Source organism: Terribacillus sp. JSM ZJ617, assembly GCF_044383785.1.
Taxonomy (GTDB): domain Bacteria; phylum Bacillota; class Bacilli; order Bacillales; family Amphibacillaceae; genus Terribacillus.
The window spans coordinates 129,689-153,342 of the sequence record NZ_JBISEQ010000007.1 but is presented as its reverse complement, the minus strand read 5'-3'; the positions used below and the strand labels follow the sequence as shown (position 1 = coordinate 153,342).

General features: G+C 43.9%; 26 protein-coding genes. 10 read left to right on the top strand and 16 right to left on the bottom strand.

Annotated features, from left to right (window positions below; genetic code table 11):
- Positions 1-374: 374 nt before the first annotated feature.
- From ACH6C1_RS18330 to ACH6C1_RS18300, 7 genes are all read right to left on the bottom strand, one after another.
- Positions 375-1,247: a nucleotidyltransferase-like protein gene (locus ACH6C1_RS18330; protein ID WP_374079689.1), complete on the bottom strand. Its 873-nt coding sequence runs from the start codon at positions 1,245-1,247 to the stop codon at positions 375-377.
- 120 nt (positions 1,248-1,367) lie between these two features.
- On the bottom strand, positions 1,368-1,832 hold the full coding sequence (gene perR, locus ACH6C1_RS18325) for a peroxide-responsive transcriptional repressor PerR (RefSeq protein ID WP_374079687.1): 465 nt from the start codon (positions 1,830-1,832) through the stop codon (positions 1,368-1,370).
- A gap of 120 nt (positions 1,833-1,952) precedes the next feature.
- The gene (locus ACH6C1_RS18320) at positions 1,953-2,498 is read right to left on the bottom strand and encodes a cob(I)yrinic acid a,c-diamide adenosyltransferase (protein ID WP_374079684.1); all 546 of its coding nucleotides are present in this window, start codon (positions 2,496-2,498) and stop codon (positions 1,953-1,955) included.
- Positions 2,498-3,454 (bottom strand): D-2-hydroxyacid dehydrogenase, encoded by a 957-nt coding sequence (locus ACH6C1_RS18315; protein WP_374079682.1) that lies wholly within the window; start codon positions 3,452-3,454, stop codon positions 2,498-2,500. Before ACH6C1_RS18315 ends, ACH6C1_RS18320 begins: the two co-directional genes overlap by 1 nt.
- A 181-nt stretch (positions 3,455-3,635) precedes the next feature.
- The gene (locus ACH6C1_RS18310) at positions 3,636-4,733 is read right to left on the bottom strand and encodes an aminopeptidase (RefSeq protein WP_374079679.1); all 1,098 of its coding nucleotides are present in this window, start codon (positions 4,731-4,733) and stop codon (positions 3,636-3,638) included.
- Positions 4,734-4,806: 73 nt separating this feature from the next.
- Positions 4,807-5,274 (bottom strand): thioredoxin-dependent thiol peroxidase, encoded by a 468-nt coding sequence (gene bcp / locus ACH6C1_RS18305; protein ID WP_038558824.1) that lies wholly within the window; start codon positions 5,272-5,274, stop codon positions 4,807-4,809.
- Between the two features lie 62 nt (positions 5,275-5,336).
- The gene (locus ACH6C1_RS18300) at positions 5,337-5,825 is read right to left on the bottom strand and encodes an ion channel (protein ID WP_374079676.1); all 489 of its coding nucleotides are present in this window, start codon (positions 5,823-5,825) and stop codon (positions 5,337-5,339) included.
- 184 nt (positions 5,826-6,009) lie between these two features.
- Between ACH6C1_RS18300 and ACH6C1_RS18295 the strand changes: the two genes are divergently transcribed.
- The gene (locus ACH6C1_RS18295; RefSeq protein ID WP_374079674.1) at positions 6,010-7,299 is read left to right on the top strand and encodes a glutamate-1-semialdehyde 2,1-aminomutase; all 1,290 of its coding nucleotides are present in this window, start codon (positions 6,010-6,012) and stop codon (positions 7,297-7,299) included.
- Positions 7,300-7,442: 143 nt separating this feature from the next.
- On the top strand, positions 7,443-8,510 hold the full coding sequence (locus tag ACH6C1_RS18290) for an FUSC family protein (RefSeq protein ID WP_095223589.1): 1,068 nt from the start codon (positions 7,443-7,445) through the stop codon (positions 8,508-8,510).
- 159 nt (positions 8,511-8,669) lie between these two features.
- Here ACH6C1_RS18290 and ACH6C1_RS18285 read toward each other — a convergent pair whose 3' ends face one another.
- From ACH6C1_RS18285 to mutY, 4 genes are all read right to left on the bottom strand, one after another.
- The gene (locus ACH6C1_RS18285; protein WP_374079672.1) at positions 8,670-10,448 is read right to left on the bottom strand and encodes an ABC transporter ATP-binding protein; all 1,779 of its coding nucleotides are present in this window, start codon (positions 10,446-10,448) and stop codon (positions 8,670-8,672) included.
- Positions 10,449-10,522: 74 nt separating this feature from the next.
- On the bottom strand, positions 10,523-11,050 hold the full coding sequence (ntdP, locus tag ACH6C1_RS18280; RefSeq protein WP_374079670.1) for a nucleoside tri-diphosphate phosphatase: 528 nt from the start codon (positions 11,048-11,050) through the stop codon (positions 10,523-10,525).
- A gap of 183 nt (positions 11,051-11,233) precedes the next feature.
- Positions 11,234-11,488 (bottom strand): gamma-type small acid-soluble spore protein, encoded by a 255-nt coding sequence (locus ACH6C1_RS18275; protein WP_095223623.1) that lies wholly within the window; start codon positions 11,486-11,488, stop codon positions 11,234-11,236.
- Between the two features lie 74 nt (positions 11,489-11,562).
- Positions 11,563-12,651, bottom strand: coding sequence for an A/G-specific adenine glycosylase (mutY, locus tag ACH6C1_RS18270; protein ID WP_374079697.1), 1,089 nt, complete (start codon positions 12,649-12,651; stop codon positions 11,563-11,565).
- A gap of 69 nt (positions 12,652-12,720) precedes the next feature.
- On the opposite strand from mutY, the gene ACH6C1_RS18265 reads away from it, so the two are divergent.
- Complete coding sequence (locus tag ACH6C1_RS18265) at positions 12,721-13,716, top strand: metal-dependent hydrolase (protein ID WP_374079667.1); 996 nt, start codon at positions 12,721-12,723, stop codon at positions 13,714-13,716.
- A gap of 28 nt (positions 13,717-13,744) precedes the next feature.
- Here ACH6C1_RS18265 and ACH6C1_RS18260 read toward each other — a convergent pair whose 3' ends face one another.
- Positions 13,745-14,008 (bottom strand): YfhJ family protein, encoded by a 264-nt coding sequence (locus tag ACH6C1_RS18260; RefSeq protein WP_374079664.1) that lies wholly within the window; start codon positions 14,006-14,008, stop codon positions 13,745-13,747.
- A 104-nt stretch (positions 14,009-14,112) separates the two neighbouring features.
- On the opposite strand from ACH6C1_RS18260, the gene ACH6C1_RS18255 reads away from it, so the two are divergent.
- The gene (locus tag ACH6C1_RS18255) at positions 14,113-14,277 is read left to right on the top strand and encodes a YpzG family protein (protein ID WP_095230634.1); all 165 of its coding nucleotides are present in this window, start codon (positions 14,113-14,115) and stop codon (positions 14,275-14,277) included.
- Positions 14,278-14,306: 29 nt separating this feature from the next.
- Here ACH6C1_RS18255 and ACH6C1_RS18250 read toward each other — a convergent pair whose 3' ends face one another.
- Positions 14,307-14,636, bottom strand: a complete 330-nt coding sequence (locus ACH6C1_RS18250) for a YfhH family protein (protein ID WP_095223584.1) — start codon at positions 14,634-14,636, stop codon at positions 14,307-14,309.
- A 19-nt stretch (positions 14,637-14,655) separates the two neighbouring features.
- On the bottom strand, positions 14,656-15,483 hold the full coding sequence (gene recX / locus ACH6C1_RS18245; RefSeq protein WP_095223583.1) for a recombination regulator RecX: 828 nt from the start codon (positions 15,481-15,483) through the stop codon (positions 14,656-14,658).
- 86 nt (positions 15,484-15,569) lie between these two features.
- Between recX and ACH6C1_RS18240 the strand changes: the two genes are divergently transcribed.
- Positions 15,570-16,466, top strand: a complete 897-nt coding sequence (locus ACH6C1_RS18240; RefSeq protein WP_374079660.1) for a TIGR01777 family oxidoreductase — start codon at positions 15,570-15,572, stop codon at positions 16,464-16,466.
- Between the two features lie 292 nt (positions 16,467-16,758).
- Positions 16,759-17,910 (top strand): AI-2E family transporter, encoded by a 1,152-nt coding sequence (locus tag ACH6C1_RS18235; RefSeq protein WP_374079658.1) that lies wholly within the window; start codon positions 16,759-16,761, stop codon positions 17,908-17,910.
- A gap of 32 nt (positions 17,911-17,942) precedes the next feature.
- Here ACH6C1_RS18235 and ACH6C1_RS18230 read toward each other — a convergent pair whose 3' ends face one another.
- Positions 17,943-19,082, bottom strand: a complete 1,140-nt coding sequence (locus ACH6C1_RS18230; RefSeq protein WP_095223580.1) for a zinc-dependent alcohol dehydrogenase — start codon at positions 19,080-19,082, stop codon at positions 17,943-17,945.
- Positions 19,083-19,508: 426 nt separating this feature from the next.
- On the opposite strand from ACH6C1_RS18230, the gene ACH6C1_RS18225 reads away from it, so the two are divergent.
- The 4 genes from ACH6C1_RS18225 to ACH6C1_RS18210 all read left to right on the top strand — a co-directional run bounded on the left by ACH6C1_RS18225 (position 19,509) and on the right by ACH6C1_RS18210 (position 23,440).
- Positions 19,509-19,682, top strand: coding sequence for a hypothetical protein (locus ACH6C1_RS18225; RefSeq protein ID WP_366249109.1), 174 nt, complete (start codon positions 19,509-19,511; stop codon positions 19,680-19,682).
- A gap of 72 nt (positions 19,683-19,754) precedes the next feature.
- Positions 19,755-20,177, top strand: coding sequence for a YkvA family protein (locus ACH6C1_RS18220; RefSeq protein WP_374079654.1), 423 nt, complete (start codon positions 19,755-19,757; stop codon positions 20,175-20,177).
- 200 nt (positions 20,178-20,377) lie between these two features.
- Entirely contained in the window at positions 20,378-22,303 is a 1,926-nt protein-coding gene (ltaS, locus tag ACH6C1_RS18215; protein ID WP_374079652.1) for a lipoteichoic acid synthase, read from the top strand.
- Between the two features lie 231 nt (positions 22,304-22,534).
- Positions 22,535-23,440 carry an AEC family transporter gene (locus tag ACH6C1_RS18210; RefSeq protein ID WP_374079650.1) on the top strand — a complete coding sequence of 302 codons (906 nt, stop codon included), beginning with the start codon at positions 22,535-22,537 and terminating at the stop codon, positions 23,438-23,440.
- 40 nt (positions 23,441-23,480) lie between these two features.
- Here the strand turns inward: ACH6C1_RS18210 and ACH6C1_RS18205 are convergent, their stop codons facing one another.
- The gene (locus ACH6C1_RS18205; RefSeq protein WP_374079648.1) at positions 23,481-23,630 is read right to left on the bottom strand and encodes a hypothetical protein; all 150 of its coding nucleotides are present in this window, start codon (positions 23,628-23,630) and stop codon (positions 23,481-23,483) included.
- Between the last annotated feature and the right edge of the window lie 24 nt (positions 23,631-23,654).

The following is a 23,654-nucleotide window of genomic DNA, read 5'->3' as shown; positions in this document are numbered from 1 at the left end:
GTTAGAGCTGACGTTGATCTTGCGATCATGTCGTTTAGTTCGTAATTGGTTGTTTTGTTCAGTTTTCAAAGATCAATTTTGTTCTGCCGCTCATTTGGCGACTAGAACATCATATCATGTTTCAACTTACGTTGTCAACATGTATTTTAAATCCCTTGTTTGTCAGCCGTTGTTGCTCACTGGCGACGCATATAAATATAACATGCTGCCAAATCACCGTCAATACTTTTTTGATAAAAATCTCAAATTCCTAACAGATTTTCTGAACACAGCCAGAACAGCGTATCATAGTACATCGCCAAATACCACATCAACACCGGTTTTTCTGAGAGGACGGCGTGCATTACACCAACCGCTGCCCTCTCACATCTTTATCATAATTCTTTGATTTGATATTCCCGATGATACAATGCCCTGCCTTTTGTCTCTGTCAGCACTGCTTCGATGATTTCCTTCTCCTCCAAGTAATTGAGGAGGGCGCTCAAATCAGCTGCATATGCTTCCACTTCCGGTCTGTTTTTCAATTCCCCAAATGTCCAAGCACCATCTTTCATACGCATAACACGGAGAAGATGCTCAGCTGCAGAGTGCGATCTAGCGTTGATGGCAACATTGACGGCAAGAAGCATAAGCTGCACACGCTGATCTGTTTCTTCCTTACTCTGAATGAATTCTTCACAAAGCTTATATACTTCCGAATCTATTCTACGCACCTGATTCCAAACGGTGACTTCTGGATGATGTCCTTTTTCGATTATAGACAGCCGTGCCAAGTAATGCAGACATCGTACCATTCGCGTATAAGCATCGAGATATTGGCCACTGTCATGAAGATCCTTCGTTTCTGCATAGGAACGAATAAGCTTCGCGAATTCAATCGTCATTTTCAGCTTACGCTTTTCGTAAGGAAAACCGGCCAATTCATTTTTCAGATTCTCGATATATTCATTCCGATCAAAGACAACCTTCCCCTCGAAGATCCATTCAACAGCTCGCCGATATGTACTAGTATCAATCCAATAATGAAGAAGCGTCTCTTCGACGATATGCATCGCAGCAATTTTCCCTTCATAACTATAATGCTTCGTAAACCATGGCTCTTCCGAATGTTTGACAATCACTAGTAGGATCATATCGAAGTTATCTGTTGTCGGGCTCACCGGCCTCGTCTTTTCTACTAAGATGATACCCAATGTATTCGGCATACTTGCACGTTCCTGATAAATCGGACGAAGAATGTTCTCCAAGGCGATCCCTCCGCAATGTAATTCTATATATTTTAGTAGTAATTCAACATATTTCCCCAAAATCCTTTTTTACCTGACAAAAGAAAAACCTTCATCACAATGTGACAAAGGCTTTTCTATCTATAGAAGAGTTCCGCTGAGGTTAATGCTGGTTGTTTGCTGACAATCCGGGCACGTCCCGTATAATTCCAAACGATGATGGGTCACATCGAAGTTTGTAACCTGGGCAGCGAGCTTCTCTACTTCATAAAGGCTTGGATAATGGAAATCGACAATCTTGCCACATGAATCGCAAATCAAGTGGTAGTGTTCATCTGTATCACAATCGAATCGGCTGGAAGAATCTCCATATGTCAACTCTCGTACCAAACCGTTCTCACGGAATACGCGAAGGTTGTTATAGACTGTCGCTACGCTCATATTTGGAAACTTATCCTCTAGCGCTCGATATATATCATCAGCGGTAGGATGGATCTTGGAATTCAGCAAGAACTCAAGCACCGCATGACGCTGTGGTGTAATTCTGACTCCGGATTCTTTTAATCGCTCCACTGCTGCTTGTAATCTCTGTTCAGACACCGTCATGCACCTCGCTTTCACTTGTAAATAAAACATTTGTCTAAACGATGACTATTATTACATTATACTTCTTCTAAATTGTAAAGGGGTCTCCCTTACCTTGTCAATAAAAAACCATCGTTTCCTTCAAATATCCGGAACGAGCAGTACTTCTTCTGTCTCATGGAGAAGATTTGCATATCTGGCTGCAACAAATAAATAGTCCGACAAACGATTGATGAACCGCAATACTTCACCGTTCCGGTTCTCCTCCATCATGGCAACGATCAATCTTTCGGATCGTCTTACGATAGTCCGCGCTTGATGCAGCGCAGCCGCGCTTGGACAGCCTCCCGGCAGAATAAATTGCTTCAGCGGCGGAAGTTCTGCTGTCCATTGATCTATCTCAGTCTCCATATCGTTTGTGTGTTTCGGCTCCAACTTCCATTGTACTTTCTTTTCAGGTGGTGTCGCGAGTTCAGCCCCGGCATGAAACAGCAGTGTTTGAACACGTTGCAATGATTTCTTAAAAGCATTGTTTTCTGCCGCAAGCAGGCTAATTGCTGTCCCTATTGCAGCATTTGCCTCATCCAGTGTGCCATAAGCTTCGACACGGGGATGATCTTTCGGGACTCGTGAACCATAGATAAGCGAAGTTTCCCCCTTATCTCCTGTTTTCGTATAAATCTTCATTAGTATCCTCTGTCTAAATCAATTTTATTTATATACTGTTTTTCAGTTTCTTCATTTGTATATATCGCTAGGTTCTTTTCGAAGACATCCATTGCTCGTTCTGTATAATAAGGAGTTTTACCTGCCATATGCGGAGTTAGTATCACTCGTTCATGGTCCCAGAATGGATGATCCTCCGGAAGCGGCTCTTCCTCAAAGACATCCAGCACTGCTGCTTTTATTTTTTCTTTATTCAGGGCATCCAGCAATACATCTGTCGCTACCGCATCTCCGCGACCCATATTAAGGAATACTCCATGTTTTGGCATAAGATCAAAGTGGTTCTCTTTATAGAAATACTTCGTTTCTTTCGTACTTGGAAGGATAGAAATCAGATAATCAGCATGAGGCAGAACTGTCTCAATATCTGTTTGTTTATACATCTCATCGAAATGCTCTTTCGGAGATCCGCTGCGGCTCACTCCGATTGTGTGCATGCGGAACGCTTTCCCCAAACGCACCACTTCTTGGCCAATAGCGCCAGCTCCGACAACGACAAGTTTTTTCGCGGTAATTTCATCTATCATAAGATTCTTATCCCATACATGCTGCTCCTGCTTCTTAAGGAAAGCTCGTTCATTTCGTGCAACTGCAAGGATGGACGAAATCGCATATTCCGCCATCTGAATTCGATGGATACCATTTGCATTCGTAAGCATGATACCTTTCTCGGCAATAGTATCCAGCGGCAGGTAATCGACTCCTGCTGAAATCACCATGATCCACTTCAGTTTATCTGCTGTACGGAGTGATGCTTCATCCGCTCCATTTCCGCCAGTAACCAAAACTTCCGCTTCCTTCACCATTTTCTCTGTTTCTTCCTTTGAAGAACTGAAGTGGAATGTCACTTCTGGATAAGAGCTTTCGAAATGCTGTTTCATTTTCTGATCTAATTTCACCGCTACTAATACTTGCATATGTATCCCCTCCAAGAAAGTTTGTTTACCTTCTTCTACTATAACCCTTTTCCATTCTGCACGAAAAGCGACATCCTTCATTAAAAAAAGCTCAGACGATAAACACCTGAGCCAATTTTCATGTAGGGGAGGTTTCATACTGTACTATATGCACGTACGCAGCACCCAGTATAAGCATTTGTCATGGATTGAGCCCTTTCAATTCTTCCAGCACGAATAAACCATCCTTGCGTATAAGTACATCATCAAAATAAATCTCTCCACCGCCGTATTCCGGGCGCTGAATAAGGACCATATCCCAATGGACAGAAGAGCTGTTGCCGTTATCTGTTTCTTCATAGGAATCCCCCGGTGTGAAATGCAAGCTCCCAGCAATCTTTTCATCGAAGAGGATATTTCCCATCGGCTCTTTGATTACAGGGTTTAAACCTAATGCAAATTCACCGATGAAACGTGCTCCTTCGTCCGTATCCAGCACCTCATTCAGTTTATCCGTATGATCGGAAACAGCCTCGATAATCTTCCCGTCTTTGAATGTCAAAGATACATTCTGATGGACAACACCCTGGTATGGGCTTGGCGTATTATATGTAATTGTACCATTCACACTGTCTTTCACAGGTGCGGTATATACTTCTCCATCCGGCACATTATTCGTCCCCGCACAGATAACTGCGGGAATATCTTTTATGGAAAATGCAATATCCGTTCCAGGACCAACAATACGAACTCGATCTGTCCGTTCCATCAGATCCCTCAGCGGCTGCTGCGCTTGATGCATTGCAACATAGTCGACCGTGCTTACATCAAGTACGTAATCGTAAAATTGGTCAACGTTCATTTTCGCCTTCTGCGCCGCACTAGGTGTCGGGTAGTCGAACAGTACCCATTTGAGATTAGCATGCAGATAATCATCAGAAGCCTTCATTAACTTCCCTTTTTTAACGAATTGATCACTTGGAATACCCCCAAACTCCGCATCATTTTCTTCTCCCTGGATGGCAAGAAAAGCATCGGCATCTCTAAACTGCTCTAGAAACCATTTATCCATTAAGCGGAACTGTTCATCTGGAGCATGCTCTATCATGATCCGATTTGTTTCTTCCTCTTGCCAAACAAGAAACGGAATAGCACCAAGAGTGTATGCTTCCTTCAAAATTTCCTTCACAAGAGGTTTGCTGGATGGAATGGCGCTAATGATTACCTTCTCTTTTTCACCAAGCTTTAAAGAATGGGATAATAACAGCTTGGCCAATTTACTCAGGCGCGGATCTTTCACAGTATCATCTCCCTTTATTTTCCATAATATCAAAAAACGACCCAATGTATGCACATTGGATCGCAGATTTTTATTACAGGTTTTCCCGGATGAACTCCAGCGCTTCTTCCGTATGCCCATCAACCTTTACTTTACGAAATTCCTTCTGAAGATTTCCCTCTTTATCGATTATGAACGTAGAACGTTCAATCCCGTAGTACTCTTTACCGAAGTTCTTTTTCAGCTTCCAGCATTCGTAATCTTCAGCCACAGCATGGTCTACATCTGCAAGCAAAAGAAACGGCAAGTCGAATTTGTTCATGAATTTCTCATGGCTCTCAACTGGGTCAGGGCTGACTCCGATGATGACTGCATTCAAATCTGTAAATTTATCATGGTTATCACGGAAGCTGCATGCTTCTGTTGTACAGCCTGGTGTATTATCTTTTGGATAGAAATACAGTACGATATTTTTCCCTTTGAAATCCTGCAGCGATACGATTTCCCCGTTTGTCGCCGGCAATGTGAAGCTAGGTGCTGCTTTGCCAATTTCTGTTGTCATGGATAGGCCTCCTCAAAATACGGATATAACCCTAGCCTATCCGATTTAGGCAAGGAGCACAACTAATCTCCTTCTCCATTCATCTTCTGCCTAACAACTGTGTGTTGCCACACTTTCAATACCAGACCCGATGGCAGAAGGTATCCGATCAATGCTTCAATCAAGGCAAGGAAACGTCCAATTCCTACAGGAAGAATGTCACCATATCCAACCGTGAGCAGCGTAACGCCGCTGAAATAGATAGAGTGCATCAAGGAACCAGCAAGAGATGAATCGATCAAGTCTCCTCCCTCTGCAAGCACGATACCTTCGATTGACAGGATAAAATAAATCAAACCGAAAGCGAGCATGACACTTATATATAGAAATAACAAAGATAAAAACAGATCAACGGAAAATATCGAGGAGCCTCTTACCTCATGTTTGAAAAAGGAATACATACAGCCGATCAGGGCAAAGAATATCACAATCACCAATACAAACACCATTTCCATCCCTCCGGTCCAGCTGCAAAAGCCAGGAACTAGAGGATAAGCAAAGAATTTCTCCATGAGGAGTACACCTACTTCGGGCTTTCTTCTTATCCTTACGTTCCTAAACGGCTTTCTCCACTTTCCTAGTTAGTTATTAGTTTACGAGCGGCATGTCCCGACTATGTGCAGCAAGACGCTTTTTTCGATGGTGCGCAACGCATATGCTATACTGGATGAGAGAAATTTACGGAGGTTTACCTATATGAATAAGACCAAATCAGAACAATTACATAAAGAAGCACAGGAGCATATTGTCGGTGGCGTCAATTCCCCATCCCGTTCCTTCAAAGCAGTTGGCGGCGGTTCTCCTGTTTATATGGAAAAAGCAGAGGGTGCTTATTTCTGGGACGTGGATGGCAACAAGTACATTGACTTTCTAGCTGCATATGGTCCGATCATCACTGGACATGCACATCCGCATATTACAGAAGCCATCACAAAGGCTGCCCATAACGGCGTATTGTACGGAACACCGACCCGCCTGGAAAACCAGTTTGCGCAAATGTTGAAAGAAGCTATCCCTTCCTTGCATAAAGTTCGTTTCACTAATTCTGGTACAGAGGCTGTCATGACGACGATCCGAGTTGCCCGCGCCTATACCGGCCGCAATAAGCTGATCAAGTTTGCCGGCTGCTATCATGGCCACTCCGACCCAGTACTCGTAGAAGCAGGCTCAGGTCCATCCACATTAGGAACACCTGATTCGGCTGGCGTACCAGCGTCAATTGCAGCAGATATGATCACTGTTCCATTCAATGACCCGGAAGCATTGCACGACGCTTTGGAAAAATGGGGCGATCAAATTGCAGGTATCCTAGTGGAACCGATTGTCGGCAACTTCGGAATCGTGACACCGGAGCCAGGCTTCCTTGAAAAAGTAAATGACTATGCGCATGCGAAGGGCGCACTTGTCATTTACGATGAAGTGATCACAGCATTCCGCTTCACATACGGCAGCGCCCAGCAGCTCCTTGGTGTTGAGCCGGATTTGACTGCAATGGGCAAAATCATCGGCGGCGGTCTGCCGATTGGTGCTTATGGCGGTAAAAAAGAAATCATGGATCAAGTAGCTCCGCTCGGCCCTGCTTACCAGGCTGGAACAATGGCCGGAAACCCTGCCTCTATGGCAGCTGGCATCGCTTGTCTGGAAGTACTGCAGCAGCCAGGAGTGTATGATCGCTTTGAGGAACTCGGCGCGAAACTGGAAGCTGGTATCAAGCAGCATGCTAAAGATGCAGGTATAACAATCACTGTCAATCGTTTGAAGGGTGCACTTGCTGTATATTTCACTGATGAGAAAGTAACCAATTATGTGCAGGCTTCTGCCTCTGACGGCGAAAAGTTCGCTCAATTCTTTCGTCTTATGCTGGAGCAAGGCATCAACTTGGCTCCTTCTAAATATGAAGCATGGTTCATCACGACAGCTCATACAGATGAAGATATCGATCGTACATTAGAAGCAGTGAAAACAAGCTTCGAACAAATGAAATAAGGGTATGCTAAAAGGCATCAGCACTTTCGCTGATGCCTTTTTTTGGTCTGAAATATTTCTTCAGTAAATACTTTATTATCTCAGGGCATTCGTGTAACATCATAAGGTATAGTTTTTAAGGAAAGAACGGAGGATCCAAGACTATGAAACTTGGTGCCAGAATGCTTAAAACTGGCGTGGCAATCACACTTGCCTTATATGCAGCGACCTTACTTGGCTTAGCGCCGGTATTTGCTGCAATCGGAGCTGCCTTTTCGATGCGGCAGTCCGTTTATCAATCCTATATCGGACTCATGGATCAGGTGAAGGGGAATGTAGTTGGTTTGGTTGTTGCCATTGCAATGTTCTATACATTCGGAACCGAACCGATCATTATTGGTGTTTCTGCCATCCTGACAATCGGACTATGTGTAAGCCTGAAAATACGCGAAAGCGTCATTGCGATTGTATCACTCGTTTCAGTAATGGAGAATACGAGCGATATGGATTTCCTTCCTTTCGCACTGCTGCGGTTCTCGACATTGACGTTAGGTATCCTGTCCGCTTTCTTTGTGAATCTCGTCTTTCTTCCGCCGAAGTATGAAGTCGTCCTGCTGCAGAAGATAGATCAATTCAGTACTGAGATTCTGCAATGGCTCCGAGTTGCTACTCGCAGCTGGTCCGACCAGCCGGCACTGAAGGACGAAATAAGCAGGATAGAATCAGAAATCCAGAAAATAGACGATATCTATACGCGCTTCACAGAAGAGCGAACATACACGCAAAAACAAAAACTCGTGAAGGCCCGAAAGCTAGTCGTCTTTCGTCAGCTCATCACGACCTTGAAACAATCACACGGTATCTTAAAGGAAGTCTATGACCTTGGAGATAAGATGACCGAGCTTCCGACACGCTCAAGTGACACATTCGTCGAAGAACTCGATAAAGCAATCATGTCACATGAAAAACTTATCCTGAGCGCCATGGGGCGAATCAAGCACCAGCAGGAAGACAGTAATTTCCGTGAAACACTCGATCCGGATATCCCAGCACTTGTCGACCTGCTTATCCATGTATTCGAGAACAAGGAAAACGAAGAGAAAATGCTCTTCCTGCCGCTCGCTTCCCGTCTGATGGAATATCATCGGGAACTAGACAGACTAAAGCGCCTATTAAACAGCTATTTGAAATACCATAACGAGGATTCCACGGTTGTCATGCCGAAGGAATGAAGTACATCACTCAAGTGAGTGATGTACTTTTTTTATATCCATCAAAGAAAGTTATAGTATAAATAAGAGGGTCACTATTGCGCGGGCATTTAAATTACGTACAGAGCATCTTTTCAGAGACAACAAAAAAAGGATAGATGAGCAGGGCTCCCCTGCCACCTATCCTTTTTCAGTTGTACTCAATGTACCTGAATCCTCATCCAGATGCTGTATCTGATAAAGATTAAAGTAGTTGCCTTGTAGTGTCATCAGATCAACGTGAGATCCTTGTTCCACAATCTGTCCATCCTGTACGACAACGATTCGGTCTGCATGAGTAATTGTTGCCAGTCGATGCGCGACGATAAAGGTAGTTCGATCTGATGCAAGCTTCTCCAGTGCTTCCTGTATCAGATGTTCACTCTCCAGATCCAGTGCAGATGTTGCTTCGTCCAGAATAAGAATCGGCGGATTTTTCAAGAAAATACGCGCGATAGCAATTCGCTGTTTTTGCCCACCAGATAGCTTAACCCCGCGTTCTCCGACGAGCGTTTCGTATCCTTCGTTCAGATGCTCGATAAAGTCATGGGCATTGGCTGCTTTTGCAGCAGCAACCACCTCTTCATGTGTTGCTTCAGGTCTTCCGAGTTTGATATTCATTTCTACTGATTCACTGAATAGAATATTATCCTGCAGCACCATCCCGATCTTATCCCGTAAGGAACGGGACTGCACATCGCGGATATCTGTACCGTCAATAGTTATCCGTCCGCTCGTCACATCATAAAAACGCGGGATCAAACTGACGATAGTCGATTTACCGCCTCCGCTCATGCCGACAAAAGCGATTGTCTCTCCTTTTTTCACATCAAGCGAAATATCCTTGAGCACAAGCTCTTCACCTTCGCTATAACGGAAGGAAACATTTTCAAAAGATACATGACCATCGACCTTTGTCAGTTTCGCAGCTGCCGGCTTATCTTCAATATCATATTTCTCATCAATAAATTCAAAGACCCGATCCATTGATGCGACCGCTTGCGTCAAGGTTGTAGAAGAGTTCACCAGCCGGCGGAGCGGGCTGTAAACACGATCCATGAAGCCCGCAAAGGCAACCATCGTACCAAGTGTAAGATTACCTTGTATAACCTCATACGCAGCATATCCAATAACGAGCAGCGGAGCCAAGTCGGTAATCGTATTCGTTACCGCAAAGGTTTTGGCGTTCCAGGTCGTATGCTGGATGGCACTGTCCAGAAAATTACGGTTTTGCGTATCAAACTGCTTTTGTTCATAATCCTCAAGCGCAAAGCTTCGTGTAACAGGGATGCCTTGTACTCGTTCATGCAGATGCCCCTGCACTTCGGCCAAGGCCTGCGAACGTTGCCTTGTAAGACTGCGGAGACGTTCGTAGAAATACTTGATCGCTACACCGTACACAGGGAACAGGACTATTGCCACCAATGTGAGTGATACATCCATCGTGAACATGATGCCGACTGCAATGACAATCGTAGCCAAATCAAGCCATACATTCATTAAACCGGTCATGATGAAGTTTTTAGTCTGTTCAACGTCATTGATGACGCGGGAGATAATCTCTCCGGTTTTTGTCTGGGAATAATAGCGAAGACTCAGGCGCTGAATATGATCAAACAGCTGGTTCCGGATATCATAGAGCACCCGGTTTCCTGTCCATTGCGCCAGGTATTGCCGATAGTACTCAATCGGCGGACGTACAATGACAAAGACAATTAAAGAGCCGCCAAGCAGCCAGAAAAGCCGACTTACTTTTTCAGATGTCGATAAATCCGCATTGACGACATGATCGACCACATATCCTAAAATCAATGGGATAAGCAAAGGTATCGCGAATTTAATAATACCAATTAGAATCGTAAATATAATTTTCCATTTGTACGGCTTTACAAATTGTAAATACCGTCTTGTACTGCTCAACACATATCACCTCTCTGTTGTGCACAATGATAAATCCCTGCCGATTTCCGGCAAGGATTCATAGCTTATGTTATTTATCTGTAGGTTAGGAACAGCTCATACCATGTATCGATGAAATCGGGTGAAAACGGTCCTTTTCCTTGCCTGATCCAGCTAATCAGAATGTCGACCTGGTTCCACAGGATTCGTTCGATTTCGGGAGGATAATTCATTAAACGCTTGTGTATATTGAATTCATCTTCATCCAGCAGCGTAAATGTCATATCAGGATAGATTTTGATATCCAGGTCATAATCGATATACTTCAGCGCTTCCCCATCATAAACATACGGGGAACTGATATTGCAATAATAATAAATGCCATCTGTACGCAGCATACCGATTATATTGAACCAGTACTTCGCATGAAAATAAACAATGGCTGGTTCACGCGTGATCCACGTCCGTCCGTCGCTTTCCGTGACCATCGTCCGATCATTAGCACCAATCAGGATATCTGCCGTACTCTTCAATACTGTGCTGCTTTCCCATACCCGATGGAGCTGGCCGTTATGCTTATAGCTGTGTATCTGAATTTTCGTTCCTGCCTCTGGGCCAGCCATGCGAATCTTCCTTCCTTTGTTATTGTCCTATGTAAGATGGTTTCTTTATATTATAAAGATATTTCAGACACAATGGAAATGAAAAACGCTGATTGTTGCCCAAGCATAGATAAAAGAGCCCTCCAGCGAGTGCTGAAGGGCTCCGTTCATACGAAAGTAACAGTTAGGACGATGTCCGTCTTTTTACTTGCGGGACTGTTGGTTTTGCTGCTGAACTTGCTGTACGTCTGTTTCAGAAGCAAATTCAGTACCGAATTGTTGGCTGGAACCGCCAGTTGCTTTCTGACGAGATTGCTGGTTCTGCTGTTGAACCTGCTGTACGTCTGTTTCAGAAGCAAATTCAGTACCGAATTGTTGGCTGGAACCGCCTTGACGGGACTGCTGGTTTTGTTGTTTAACCTGATTTACATCAGTACCAGATTGTGTCTTTCTGTTCATTGTTATCACCTCCGCCACATTACTTTCTCCTGAATGTGACGTTGTTATCCAGAAAAGCGCAAAAAGAAATTGGTTTATTCTGGTACATGAATTTGCTGCAGGATTTTCTGATGCGGAACTGGAAATGGATAATCATCTATATCAGACATAGCAACGAATCTGCCCACTTCGGTTGCTTTGTCTTTTGTTTTTGCACGCAAGACAATCATCTCCCAAATAATATGGGAAAAAATATGCCGAACAGGCTGCAATGTTTCCTCCAGTTTAATATCAATCCCATATTCAAGCTTGAACCAATAAGCCAGCTGCTCCAAGGAAACCTCCGTCGCATCTGCCATCGGGAACTGCCACAGGTTCGCAAGCAGCCCGGTCTCAGGCCTTTTCTCAATAAGCACCTCTCCTTGCTCGTTCTCAACGACAACAGAGAGATACGGCATTGTCTTTTGCTTTTTGCCCTTTGATTTGATCGGGAGTTCTTCCTGCAGTCCCTGCTTGAAAGCTGTACAATGCGACTGCACTGGACATAATAAACAAGCAGGCTTTTTCGGCGTACAAATAAGCGCACCGAGTTCCATCAATCCTTGGTTGAAGGCCGAAGGGTTTTCATGTGAGATCATTTCCTCAACAGCCGCTTCAAATATCTTTCTCGCTTTCGGCTTAGCGATGTCTTCGGTTATCAATAGAATTCTGGATAGAACCCGCATGACATTCCCATCGACTGCCGGCTGCGGAATTCCGTAGGCGATACTAAGAATGGCACCCTTTGTATACGGCCCGACACCCTTGAGTTTACCCAGCTCCTCCACCGTGTCCGGCACTTTGCCGCCGTAAGCCTCTGCCACCTCACGGACGGCGGTTTGAAGATTTCGTGCTCGGGAATAGTAACCTAACCCTTCCCACGCTTTTAAAACGTCCTGCTCATCGGCTTCGGCTAATGCCTGGATTGTCGGAAAGCGCTCCATGAAACGATGAAAGTAAGGAATAACCGTATCCACCTTCGTCTGCTGGAGCATGATTTCCGAAACCCAAATCCGATAAGGATCCTGGTTTTCACGCCAAGGCAGTGTACGTTTTTCCTGCTGGAACCAATTAATCAAATCATCTTGAAATAAATCAATCGAAAAATGCTGAAACTTAACATGTAGATCGTCTAATTGCAAAATCACTCACGCTCCGTGTTACAATATTAAAAGTATTAGGTGGTTTGGTTTCATCAGAAGGAGGACATTAAGATGGACACTGGTACCCATATCGTCATGGGGATAGCCCTCGGCGGGCTTGCCACACTCGATCCTGCTGTTCACCAAGATCCTGTATTGTTCAATGCAGTACTTGCAGGCACGATCCTTGGTTCACAGGCACCCGACTTTGATACAGTACTGAAATTACGTAACAATGCTTCTTATTTACGAAACCACCGGGGAATCACGCATTCAATCCCCGCTGTCATATTATGGGGATTAGCTATTTCCCTGCTGCTGTACGTGTTAGTACCAGAAATCAACTTCCTGCATCTATGGCTTTGGACATTTGGAGCAGTTGTACTCCATGTATTCGTCGATGTTTTCAACGCATACGGCACGCAGGCGTACCGGCCGTTCACCCGCCGCTGGGTTGCATACGGCTTCATTAACACCTTCGATCCTTTCATCTTTACGATGCATGTGATCGGTATTGCTCTTTGGCTGATTGGTCTTGATCCAGGTCTGACCTTCCTTGTTATTTACACGATCCTTATCCTGTACTATGTGAAACGTTATTTGGATAAACGGCGGATCATCAAACAAGTGAAAGAAAAAATACCTGATGCTCAGATCATCGCTACTTCACCAACAATGAAACAAGCATTTTGGCGCGTTGCCGTCACAGCCCCCGATCGTTTTTATGTCGGGAAGGTGGAAAATTGGCAGCTCCGCATGATCGACGAATTTGAACGGAAGCCATTACCAGATAACGAGCTCATGGAGGTTGCTAGAGAGGATAAGAATATAGCGGCATTCCTCAGCTTCTCACCAGTCTTCACATGGGAAGTAAACATGTATGATGATTTCACGGAATTGCGCCTGATTGATTTGCGCTACCATAATAGCGCACAGCATTATCCATTCAAGGCAGTCGTTCAGATTGATGATAATCATCAAGTGATGAGTTCCTATACCGGGTGGATTTTTTCCGAACAGAAACTGCAGCGAAAACTGGTCACAGATGACAATCCGTCTGCATTATAAAACCTGGAGATTTTTCTCTCCAGGTTTTTTATTGTTGTCTGCGTTCCATGAATAAATAATGGTACTTCGGATTACTTTCAAGGAATTCATCCAGTCTTGGGCCATAATGCTGAATCCACTGACGCACAATCGCCTCTGTCATTTCCTGCCCCTGGTATTTACGGCCAGCCTTTGCACGCGTTGCTTCGAAATCCTCCCAAAGAATCTCTACCCATGTCCGAGCCTCATCTATTGTCAATCGTTCGTTTTGCTGCTGCAAAAGTGCAGCAAGCTCACGGAATTTATTTTCCATACTTCTTTCTTCCCTTCCATCAAAATCCCAACATATTCGTGAAAAATACGCACAAGCTATTAGTACTGCGGCGCATCCAATCCTTGCTCGAGGAGGCAGATAAAATGTCCAAGTTTGATCGTTTTTCTAAGACAGGCACCATCAATTCCGTTATTCAATCCCCCCGCACTACAGCGAAGCATGCGAATAACCAGGTGAATGGAGAAACACAGCAAACACAGACTGATATCATCATCCGTACTCAAGCAGTAAAGAAAAACCGCAGATAAAATATACCTCGGCTTTTCAGCCGAGGCAATTACATAGTCGTCCTGCCGAGTACACTGATCGGTAAAGCTTCCAGCTCTTGTCCTTTTTCACTGCCCTGGCGTCGATAGCCCCAGGCGAAGACACCATTTAGATAATCAATCGTAAACACATGCGACCGATCACCCTTGATTTCATACGTTGCACCTGGTTTGAATTCATCCGGATTCATCGTATAAGCTTTGGCCATCTGTCGTTTACGCTCAATAATCTGATATTCACTGAAGTTCCCCATCTGCTCTGCCTTCTGCTGCTGAATCTTCAGCTGTTTCATTTCTTCCTTTAATTGTTCCACTGTTAAGTCACTATAACGTAATTGCATCTTCGCACCCTGCTTTCCGCTAATAAAGGTCTTTTTCTTTCGCTTCCTCTATATACTTCTGAATCAGTTCCATCGAAAATCCCTTACGATAAAGAGCCATCTTGATTTTCTGATTAAGCTCATAGCCTTCCGCTTTTTGCGCGTATTTACGCAAAAGCTTATCTCCCTGATATCGGACAGCGTCCAGCTCAGCATTTGTATCCTGATCGGTATCCGAGAGTGCCAATGAAACAGCTTCCTTTGCAGCAGCACTTGAGAAGCCTTTTGAAAGCAGCTGCTGCTGTGCAAGCTGGATCTTCTCCTGATGGGATTTCTTTGCTTTAGTCTGCAGCTTCGACCCAGCAAGCTTGACAGCTTTTTCCAGCTCTTTTTCGTACGAGTAATATGTCATCGCTTGATCTGCCGCTGCACCGGTAATACCTTTTTCCTGCAATTCCTTCCGGATGACGAGTGGACCTTTACTTGTCGTATTCACCTTCGTCCGAACAAATGCACCGGCAAAAGCTGCATCATCGGTATACCCCTGTTCCTCAAGCCTTGTCAAGGTCTCTTCGATATGTGTCGGATTTTGCTCCTTCTTCAGCAAATACGTTTTTATTTCTTTTTTGGAACGCATCCGGTAGCTTAGATATTGTAAAGCTAGGGTAAAACACTTATGTGCAGCATCTTTTTCGATAATGGACTGCAAAGCTTCCTCGGATAGTTCCTGTCCTTTGGTGATACCGCTAGTAATCAGGACATCTTCATCAAGACCGAAGCCAAACTTCTCGCCTTTACCATAGTCGAGAAAGATATTATAGCGCCCGATATTATTTTTTTGAGTCGTGATCTTCGTGATTTTCACCATTTTCGACACCTCTATGTCTTTATTCTAACACGAAATGACACCATACAAAATTGTAAGCTTACCCAATTTAGAAGGAGGAATTAATCATGAATATCGTCATTAGCGGCGGAACAGGCTTCGTCGGAAAGCAGCTGGCAGAGACATTGATTGAGAAGGGGCACCATGTGTATATTCTAACTCGATCACCGGAAAAGAAATTAGATACCAAGCAAGTCACGTATATCGGCTGGCTGAAAAAAGGTTTCAATCCCCTTTCCCAGCTGCCGGAGATTGACGCAGTCGTCAATTTGGCCGGAACTAGTCTATTCGGCAAGTGGACCAAGGAGAAAAAGGAAAATATCAGGAGCAGTAGGTTGGAAGCTACCGAAACACTTGTTGATATGATTGGAAAAATGCCGAAGAAGCCGAAAGTCTTCGTCAGCGGTTCTGCTGTTGGGTATTATGGTACGAGCGAACAGGACGCCTTCACTGAAGAAACAACGAAGCGCGGGCAGGATTTTCTGGCAGATGTGACGTATGAGTGGGAAGAAACAGCCAAGCAAGCAAAAGGATTGGGAGTCCGAACTGTACTTGCACGCTTTGGCATCGTTTTAGGTGATAAAGGAGCTCTTCCGCTCATGCAGCTGCCTTTCCGTTATTTCGCAGGCGGGAAAATAGGGAGCGGCGAGCAATGGCTTTCCTGGATCCATGTTCAAGATGCAGCGGGGCTGATTGCTTATGCAATCGAACAAGAATCAATCAAAGGACCGCTCAACGTCACTGCTCCCTCCCCGAGACGGAATAAGGATTTCAGCAAGACACTTGCCAAAGCGCTGCATCGACCTTATTGGACTGCAGCACCTGCCCCGGTAATCCAGAAGGCTTTAGGTGAAATGAGTACTTTGGTGCTTGAAGGACAATGCGTGTATCCAAAGAAAGCGCTCGACAACGGGTATCAATTCCGCTTCCCTGCTTTATCCGAAGCGCTTGAACAGGCTTTATAATGTTTTATGGATAACCCAACTGACTTGTGCACAATTATCGGACTTAGGTTTGTGGATAATGTGCATAAGTCGGTTTTTCGTTTATTTTACAATAATGATACTGTTGATAATGTTGTTGATAAATGATCCAATAAAATTATTAATCCTGATTCTCACTTTATCTCGAGTACTTGAGTAGATAAATTCCGTACATAAGATTAAAATAAACATAACGGTTATACGCCATTATATTAGGCTATAATGATAGAACGATAGAATTACGGAACAGCGGGCCAAAGAGGAGAGGATTGCCATGCCAGATCTACAACGCACCAAGCAGGGAAAGTTCAGCAAATTCTTCCTGAATAATAAATTTGTCATCGCGATGCTGATTCTTTTCATCATCGGGCTGAACATACTTGTCTATTCCAGCGTATCATTTATTTTCACCCCCATTGTCGTCATCGTGAAAACAATCATACTGCCTATCATTTTGACTGGGGTTGTCTATTACCTGACAGTGCCGATCGTCAATTACCTAGAGAAAAAGCGAGTAAAACGCGTCTACTCCATTATCGTCCTTTACCTTGTTATCATTGGAATACTGACTATTCTCATCAGCTTGGTCATTCCTGTATTGAAGGAGCAGACATTAAGCTTGATTGAGAATAGTACCGACTATTTCGAGCAAGGGATCGATGTTGTCCAGTCCATAACAGGCAGTAACGTGGTCAATCAGATTCAAGCCTCAGGCAATTTTGATTTCAACCAAATCCTGAATGAGCTGCAGACTCGCGGTACTACCATGCTCAACAATTTGTTCTCTAACTTAACAAGCTTTGTCGGTGCAGTGACAGAAGTGATCATTGCTATCGTAACAGTGCCTTTCATCCTCTTCTATTTACTGAAGGATGGCAAAAAACTGCCAGTCTATATTCTGAAGTTACTTCCAGTACGCTTTCGCAGTCAAACATATGAAGTAATGTCAGAGATGAACCATCAAATCAGTTCCTACATACGCGGTCAGATTATCGTCAGCTTTGTCATTGGCGTGCTGCTGTATATCGGGTATTTGATCATTGGACTTGAATACGCACCAGTACTCGCCGTCATTGCCGCGTTCACGAGTGTGGTTCCGTATCTTGGTCCAGCGATAGCCATTACACCTGCAATCATCATCGCTATTGTTACATCACCGTTCATGCTCTTGAAGCTGATCATTGTTTGGACTATTGTGCAGCTAGTTGAAGGAAAATTGATTACTCCACAGATAATGGGGCGGAACATTCGTGTCCACCCAATCACAATCATATTCGTTATCCTGACCGCCGGAAATCTATTCGGCGTTGTCGGCGTAATACTTGCTGTTCCGGGATATGCGATTTTGAAGGTCATCGTCACTCACACCTTCCATTGGTTCAAAAAGAGATCTCATCTATATGATGAAACGACCAAAACCAACTAAAACAGGAGCTGCATATCGCAGCTCCTGTTTTTTTATGGTTTCAAAAGTACTTTGATATTATTATCGGACTTTTCATCGAATATCTTGTATGCTTCCTTCGCTTCACTGATTTTCATTGTATGCGTGATGATATCTGTCGGATCAAATACCCCTTCCTCTACCATCTGATATAGCTTCGGCATCAGATGGATTACAGGAGCTTGTCCCATTGTAAGCGTCACGTTTCGGGTAAAGAAATCACCGATTGGGAATCCATTTGCTTCTGTTCCATATACGCCTGTCAGCTGAACCGTACCAAATTTCCGGACTGCTTCACTAGCTGTAATGATTGGCTGAATTGTACCAAATTGATTGTCATGTTCAGAACCGAATGATACACCTTCCGGCACTGTTCCATCCATGCCGACACAATCAATTACAACATCAGCTCCACCATTCGTATCACTATGAAGCAAGGAACCAATTTCAGGATTATTGGAAAAGTCATATGTCTCTACATTATTCATCCGCTTAGCATGTTCCAGTCGATGCGGCACGTTATCTACTGCTATGACACGCTCTGCACCTTTCAGCCAAGCGAACTTCTGCGCCATCTGACCAATTGGACCAGCTCCGAGGATGATGACAGTATCCCCTTTTTTGACGCCGCTGTTTTCTACACTCCAATAAGCTGTCGGTATGACATCGGATAGGAACACGACACTTTCGTCCTTAAGTTCACTTGATTCTGGTACTTTAAAAGAAGTGAAATCAGCAAATGGTACTCTCAGATACTCTGCCTGTCCGCCGGGATAGTCCCCGAATTGATCTGCAAAACCGAATAATCCGCCTGCATCGCTATGCGGATTGCCGTTCGAGTTATCACATTGACTTTCCATCTGGTGGTTACAATAATAGCATTCGCCGCAGCCAATATTGAATGGGATGACAACCCGATCCCCTTTTTTTAGGTTTTTTACATCCGGGCCCACTTCTTCTACAATGCCCATCGGCTCGTGTCCAATGATATAATCCTTCTCTGGCGTGATTCCTCCATGATACAAATGCAAATCAGAACCACAGATACCAGTTGCTGTAATTCTTACGATCATATCGGTAGATTTCTCGATCGAGGGTGCCTCTACAGACTTAACTTCGATATTTTCCTTACCTTGAAAAGTGACTGCTTGCATGGTACCAATCTCCTTTATACAGTAGTTGAAGGACTATACCTTTTGCCAAATGAACCTAAACCTTTCTAAACTTTCCTCAAAAAAATGAAACCATTAGGTAACGACACACGTCTTTATAACAGAGGACGATAAAATATGTTTTCTAACAACATTACCTCCCACATATTTCGTTCGTCTCACCACATTTATTTCTAACAACAACAGAAAAGCAGGCAGCCCCCGCTGCCTGCTTTTCCCCGTTTATTGACTTCCTGCTTCCTCTCACCGCTTAACTTCTCTATAATAGATAAGTGAACTATTTTTATATTTCATTTTCCTCTAGTAAATTTATATCATCTTGAGTCATCTGAGCTGGAAATCCTGCGTAACCTCAGCTCTTTCTGCCAGCTGCCACATGGTGCTGTCAGCATATGAAAGGAGAGCATTATGTTCAAAGTCATCGCAATCGACTCAAACCAAGTGAAACTTGAATTCGTCGGAACGGACGGAGAAGTATACACTTTTGACACATACGAAGAAGCAGAATCCTTCATGCAGCATGTGAAGGCAAAAGATACACTACCGGAACGATACCGAGTTCTTGTAAAGAAAATCGACTGAAGTCCCCTTTCTTGCATGGCAGGCAAATGTTCCTCATAATAGAAATCAGAAGGATACAAGGAGGCACACCTTATGAAATGGAACCTATCACAGCTCCTGGAGAAACGGCATGCTTACACCCCAAAAGCAAAAGCATTGCTGCAGGATAAGGAAAAATCGAAGGAGCTCCTAGCTAATGTATCAACTAAAGCAACGGACAATAAAGGAAAGCTTGCAGAAATCTGGTCAGATTTGCAGCTGATGGTGGACATGCTCCGCGATTGGCGCAAAGGCGCTTACAGCCAGCTGCCGAAAAAGTCGCTGCTTATGATTGCAGCAACCTTCCTATATTTCTTAAGCCCAATCGATTTTGTCCCGGATTTCATTCCTGGCGGATTGCTTGATGACGTTGCGCTCATCGCTTTCACCTTTAAGCAAATTCAGGAGGATGTAGCTGCATATAAACAATGGAAACATCATCAGCCGATTGAAACCCAAACAACTGGTGCTTCGTAAAAAAAGAGTGCAACTTGCACTCTTTTTTTTACGGAGAAATTTCCCATTTTGCTTTTTCAGCAAAATCTGTTATATTTATAGATTATGAGCCCAAATTCCGTTTTGGGTCTTAGTTGTTTTTTAGATGATAAATTGATAGAATCAATGTCGTTGTTCAACTCAATATGACGCCTGATAAGAAAATGAAGAGGTGAAAGATAATGAAGAAGCTTCTGGCTTCAAAAAAAGGATTTTTTGCGCTGGCCGTTATTTTCTTATGGGCCAAAACGTATTTTTCCTATAAACAGGAATTCAACCTGGATATAACAAATGGCATGCAGGAATTCCTGCTGGTAATAAACCCTTTGAGTGCGAGCATCGTATTCCTAGGACTGGCTTTCCTGGCAAAGGGCAGAAGGATGGGAATCTGGCTTTTAGTCATTGATTTCATAATGAGCTTCCTGCTTTACGCCAATGTCCTGTACTATCGCTTCTTTAATGACTTTATTACCTTGCCAACATTAAAGCAAACAGATAATTTAAGTTCCGGAATGGGCGGCAGCATCTTTGGATTGATGGAAGGCTATGATTTCATCTACTTCCTGGATTTCATTTTGCTGATCGTTTTGTATATCTACACAAGAAAGAACTGGAGTATCGAACGCCTTGCTTTCAGGAAGACGGCTATGGTCATCATCTCCGGTGTGGCTCTATTCGCAGTAAACCTTGGGCTGGCTGAAGTCGATCGCCCGCAGCTGCTGCAGCGTACATTCGACCGCACATACTTGGTAAAGTATCTTGGACCGTACAACTATACAATCTATGATGCAGTTCAAAATGCGAAGACTTCCACTCAGCGAGTTATGGCTAGTCCGAGTGACTTATCTGAAGTAACGGAATTCACGAAGGAAAACTATGCTGAACCGAATGAGAAATACTTCGGAAATGCAGAAGGTATGAACGTCATCAAAATTCATCTGGAAAGCTTCCAAAGCTTCCTGATTAATTACAAACTGGATGGCGAAGAGGTTACACCGTTCCTGAATTCACTTGTGAATGATAAGGAAATAACTTACTTTGATAACTTCTTCCACCAAACAGAACAAGGAAAAACCGCAGACGCAGAGCTGTTAATGGATAACTCCCTTTATGGTCTGCCGCAAGGCTCTGCCTTCTCAGTAAAAGGTACGAACACGTATCAAGCAGCGCCAGCTATCCTGAACCAGGAGCAAGGCTATACAAGTGCTGTATTCCACGGTGACGAGAAGACATTCTGGAACCGTGATGAGATTTATAAGCAATTTGGCGTCGATCATTTCTTTGATTCCACTTATTACAACATGGAAAACTCAGTGAACTATGGTCTAAAGGATAAACCATTCTTCGAGGAATCCATGCCGTTGCTTGAATCACTTGATCAGCCATTTTATGCGCATCTGATCACGCTGACGAACCATTATCCGTTCACACTTGATCCAGAAGATGCAACAATCGATAAAGCTACAACGGGAGACGCCACTGTCGATAATTATTTCCAGACAGCGCGCTACCTGGATGAAGCATTGGAACAGTTCTTCAAAGACCTGAAAGAATCCGGTATGTATGATAACTCTGTTATCCTGCTTTACGGAGATCACTATGGTATCTCTACGAACCACAACCGTGCTATGGAAGAGATTACTGGAAAAGAAATGACGGATTATCAAAATGCTCAAATGCAGCGTGTACCGCTTATGATCAAGGCTCCAGGTCTTGAAGGCGGCGTGAACCACACGTATGGCGGTGAGCTTGATGTCCTGCCGACACTTGAACACTTGCTTGGTATCGATTCATCTAAATATATCCAGTTCGGTACAGATCTTCTGTCTGAAGAGCATAACGATGTAGTTGGTTTACGTAATGGCGACTTCATCAGTAAAGATTACACAGTTTTAGGTGACACGTATTACGACACTGCCACCGGTGAAGTAATCGAAGATGAAGCCCAGATTGAAGAAATCAAAAAAGAAAAAGAGGAATTAGCCAAGAAGCTAAGCCTTAACGATAAAATCCTTTATGGTGACCTGCTCCGCTTCTATGATCCGGAAGGCTGGACACCTGTAGATACAAGCGAGTATGATTATAATAATCGTTCAGAGGAAAAATAATTATGGAACACCTGCCTATTATGGCAGGTGTTTTTTTGTTCAAGCCCATTTTACTAATTTCTTTAGACAATGACCTGCAATATCGTTACAATTAAGAATGCTGTATATAATAGAAAATAGGGAATACATCATGTAGCTGTCAGCAGAAGGAGGTACAGCCTTATCGCAAGCTTTATTTATGCTATATCCATTATATTGATCGGACTTATCATCGGAAGGGCTATCCGGATCGTGGCTGGAAAATATCGCCTGCCGGAATGGTTCTCCCTCAATTATTTTATGAATGCATTGATTCGTGTTGTCCTGCTTGTACTGAATCCAATTATTCTTATTAGTGCCTTTTGGTCAGCTGACTTGACCAATGCCAGGCTCATCTACTTACCAATTTTCGGCATCGCAACAATCTTTCTCGGCGCAATTCTCGCTCTGCTGTTTTCCAAATGGCAGAAGCTGCCGAAAGACCAGATTGGATCCATGTTCGTTTCTGGCGCATTCCTGAACCTTGGAAGCTTCGGACTACTCTTCTGTGTGCTCTTCATTGGGGAGCAAGCAGTCGCGTACGCTGCAATGTTCCGCCTGCTTGAGGAATTCACGTACTATACGATCATTTATCCAATCGCAAAATCATACGGAACGATAGAAGATAATGCTTCGGGATCACGTGTGATGCGGATCATAAAAGACCCATTCATTATGATCACCTTCTGTTCTATCGTCATTGGCGCTGTACTGAACTTATCGCCAATAGACAGATTCGAATGGCTGGGCGCAAGCAATTCAACACTGGTTGCACTGGCATCCATCCTGCTTCTGATCCCAATCGGATTCAGCATGCGAATTGCTTCTGTGAAAAAGTATTGGAAGCTTAGTATCTGGCTGATTCCAATCAAGTTCCTTGCTGTGCCGCTTGTCATTACTGGCAGTGCTTATTTGCTTGGTCTTGGCAGCTTGTATGACGGTATATTATTACAGGTGCTTCTCATTATGTCCGCCATGCCGCCGGCAGTTGCTTCTCTCGTACCGCCGCGGCTGTACAATCTCGACATGGAATTGGCCAACTCCAATTGGATTGTTGCGACATCCTCGTTAATTGTTGTCTTGCCGATCTTGTTCGTCCTCGTCAATTGGATGAATTAAAAAAAAAGCTTCTGCCTCATAAAATGAGGCAGAAGCTTTTTTAGTCTTCCTTTACGGAAATATATTCGTTTTCCGTTTGGCCTGGTCCACTGACGTTGTTCTTGAACTGGCTCAATCGGCCGTTCCGTTTTTCGCCATGATTCTTGTTTTCCTTGAATTGATGATCATTATTGGGCTTTTTCTTTGGCATGATAGAACCCCCTTTTCGCCTAGT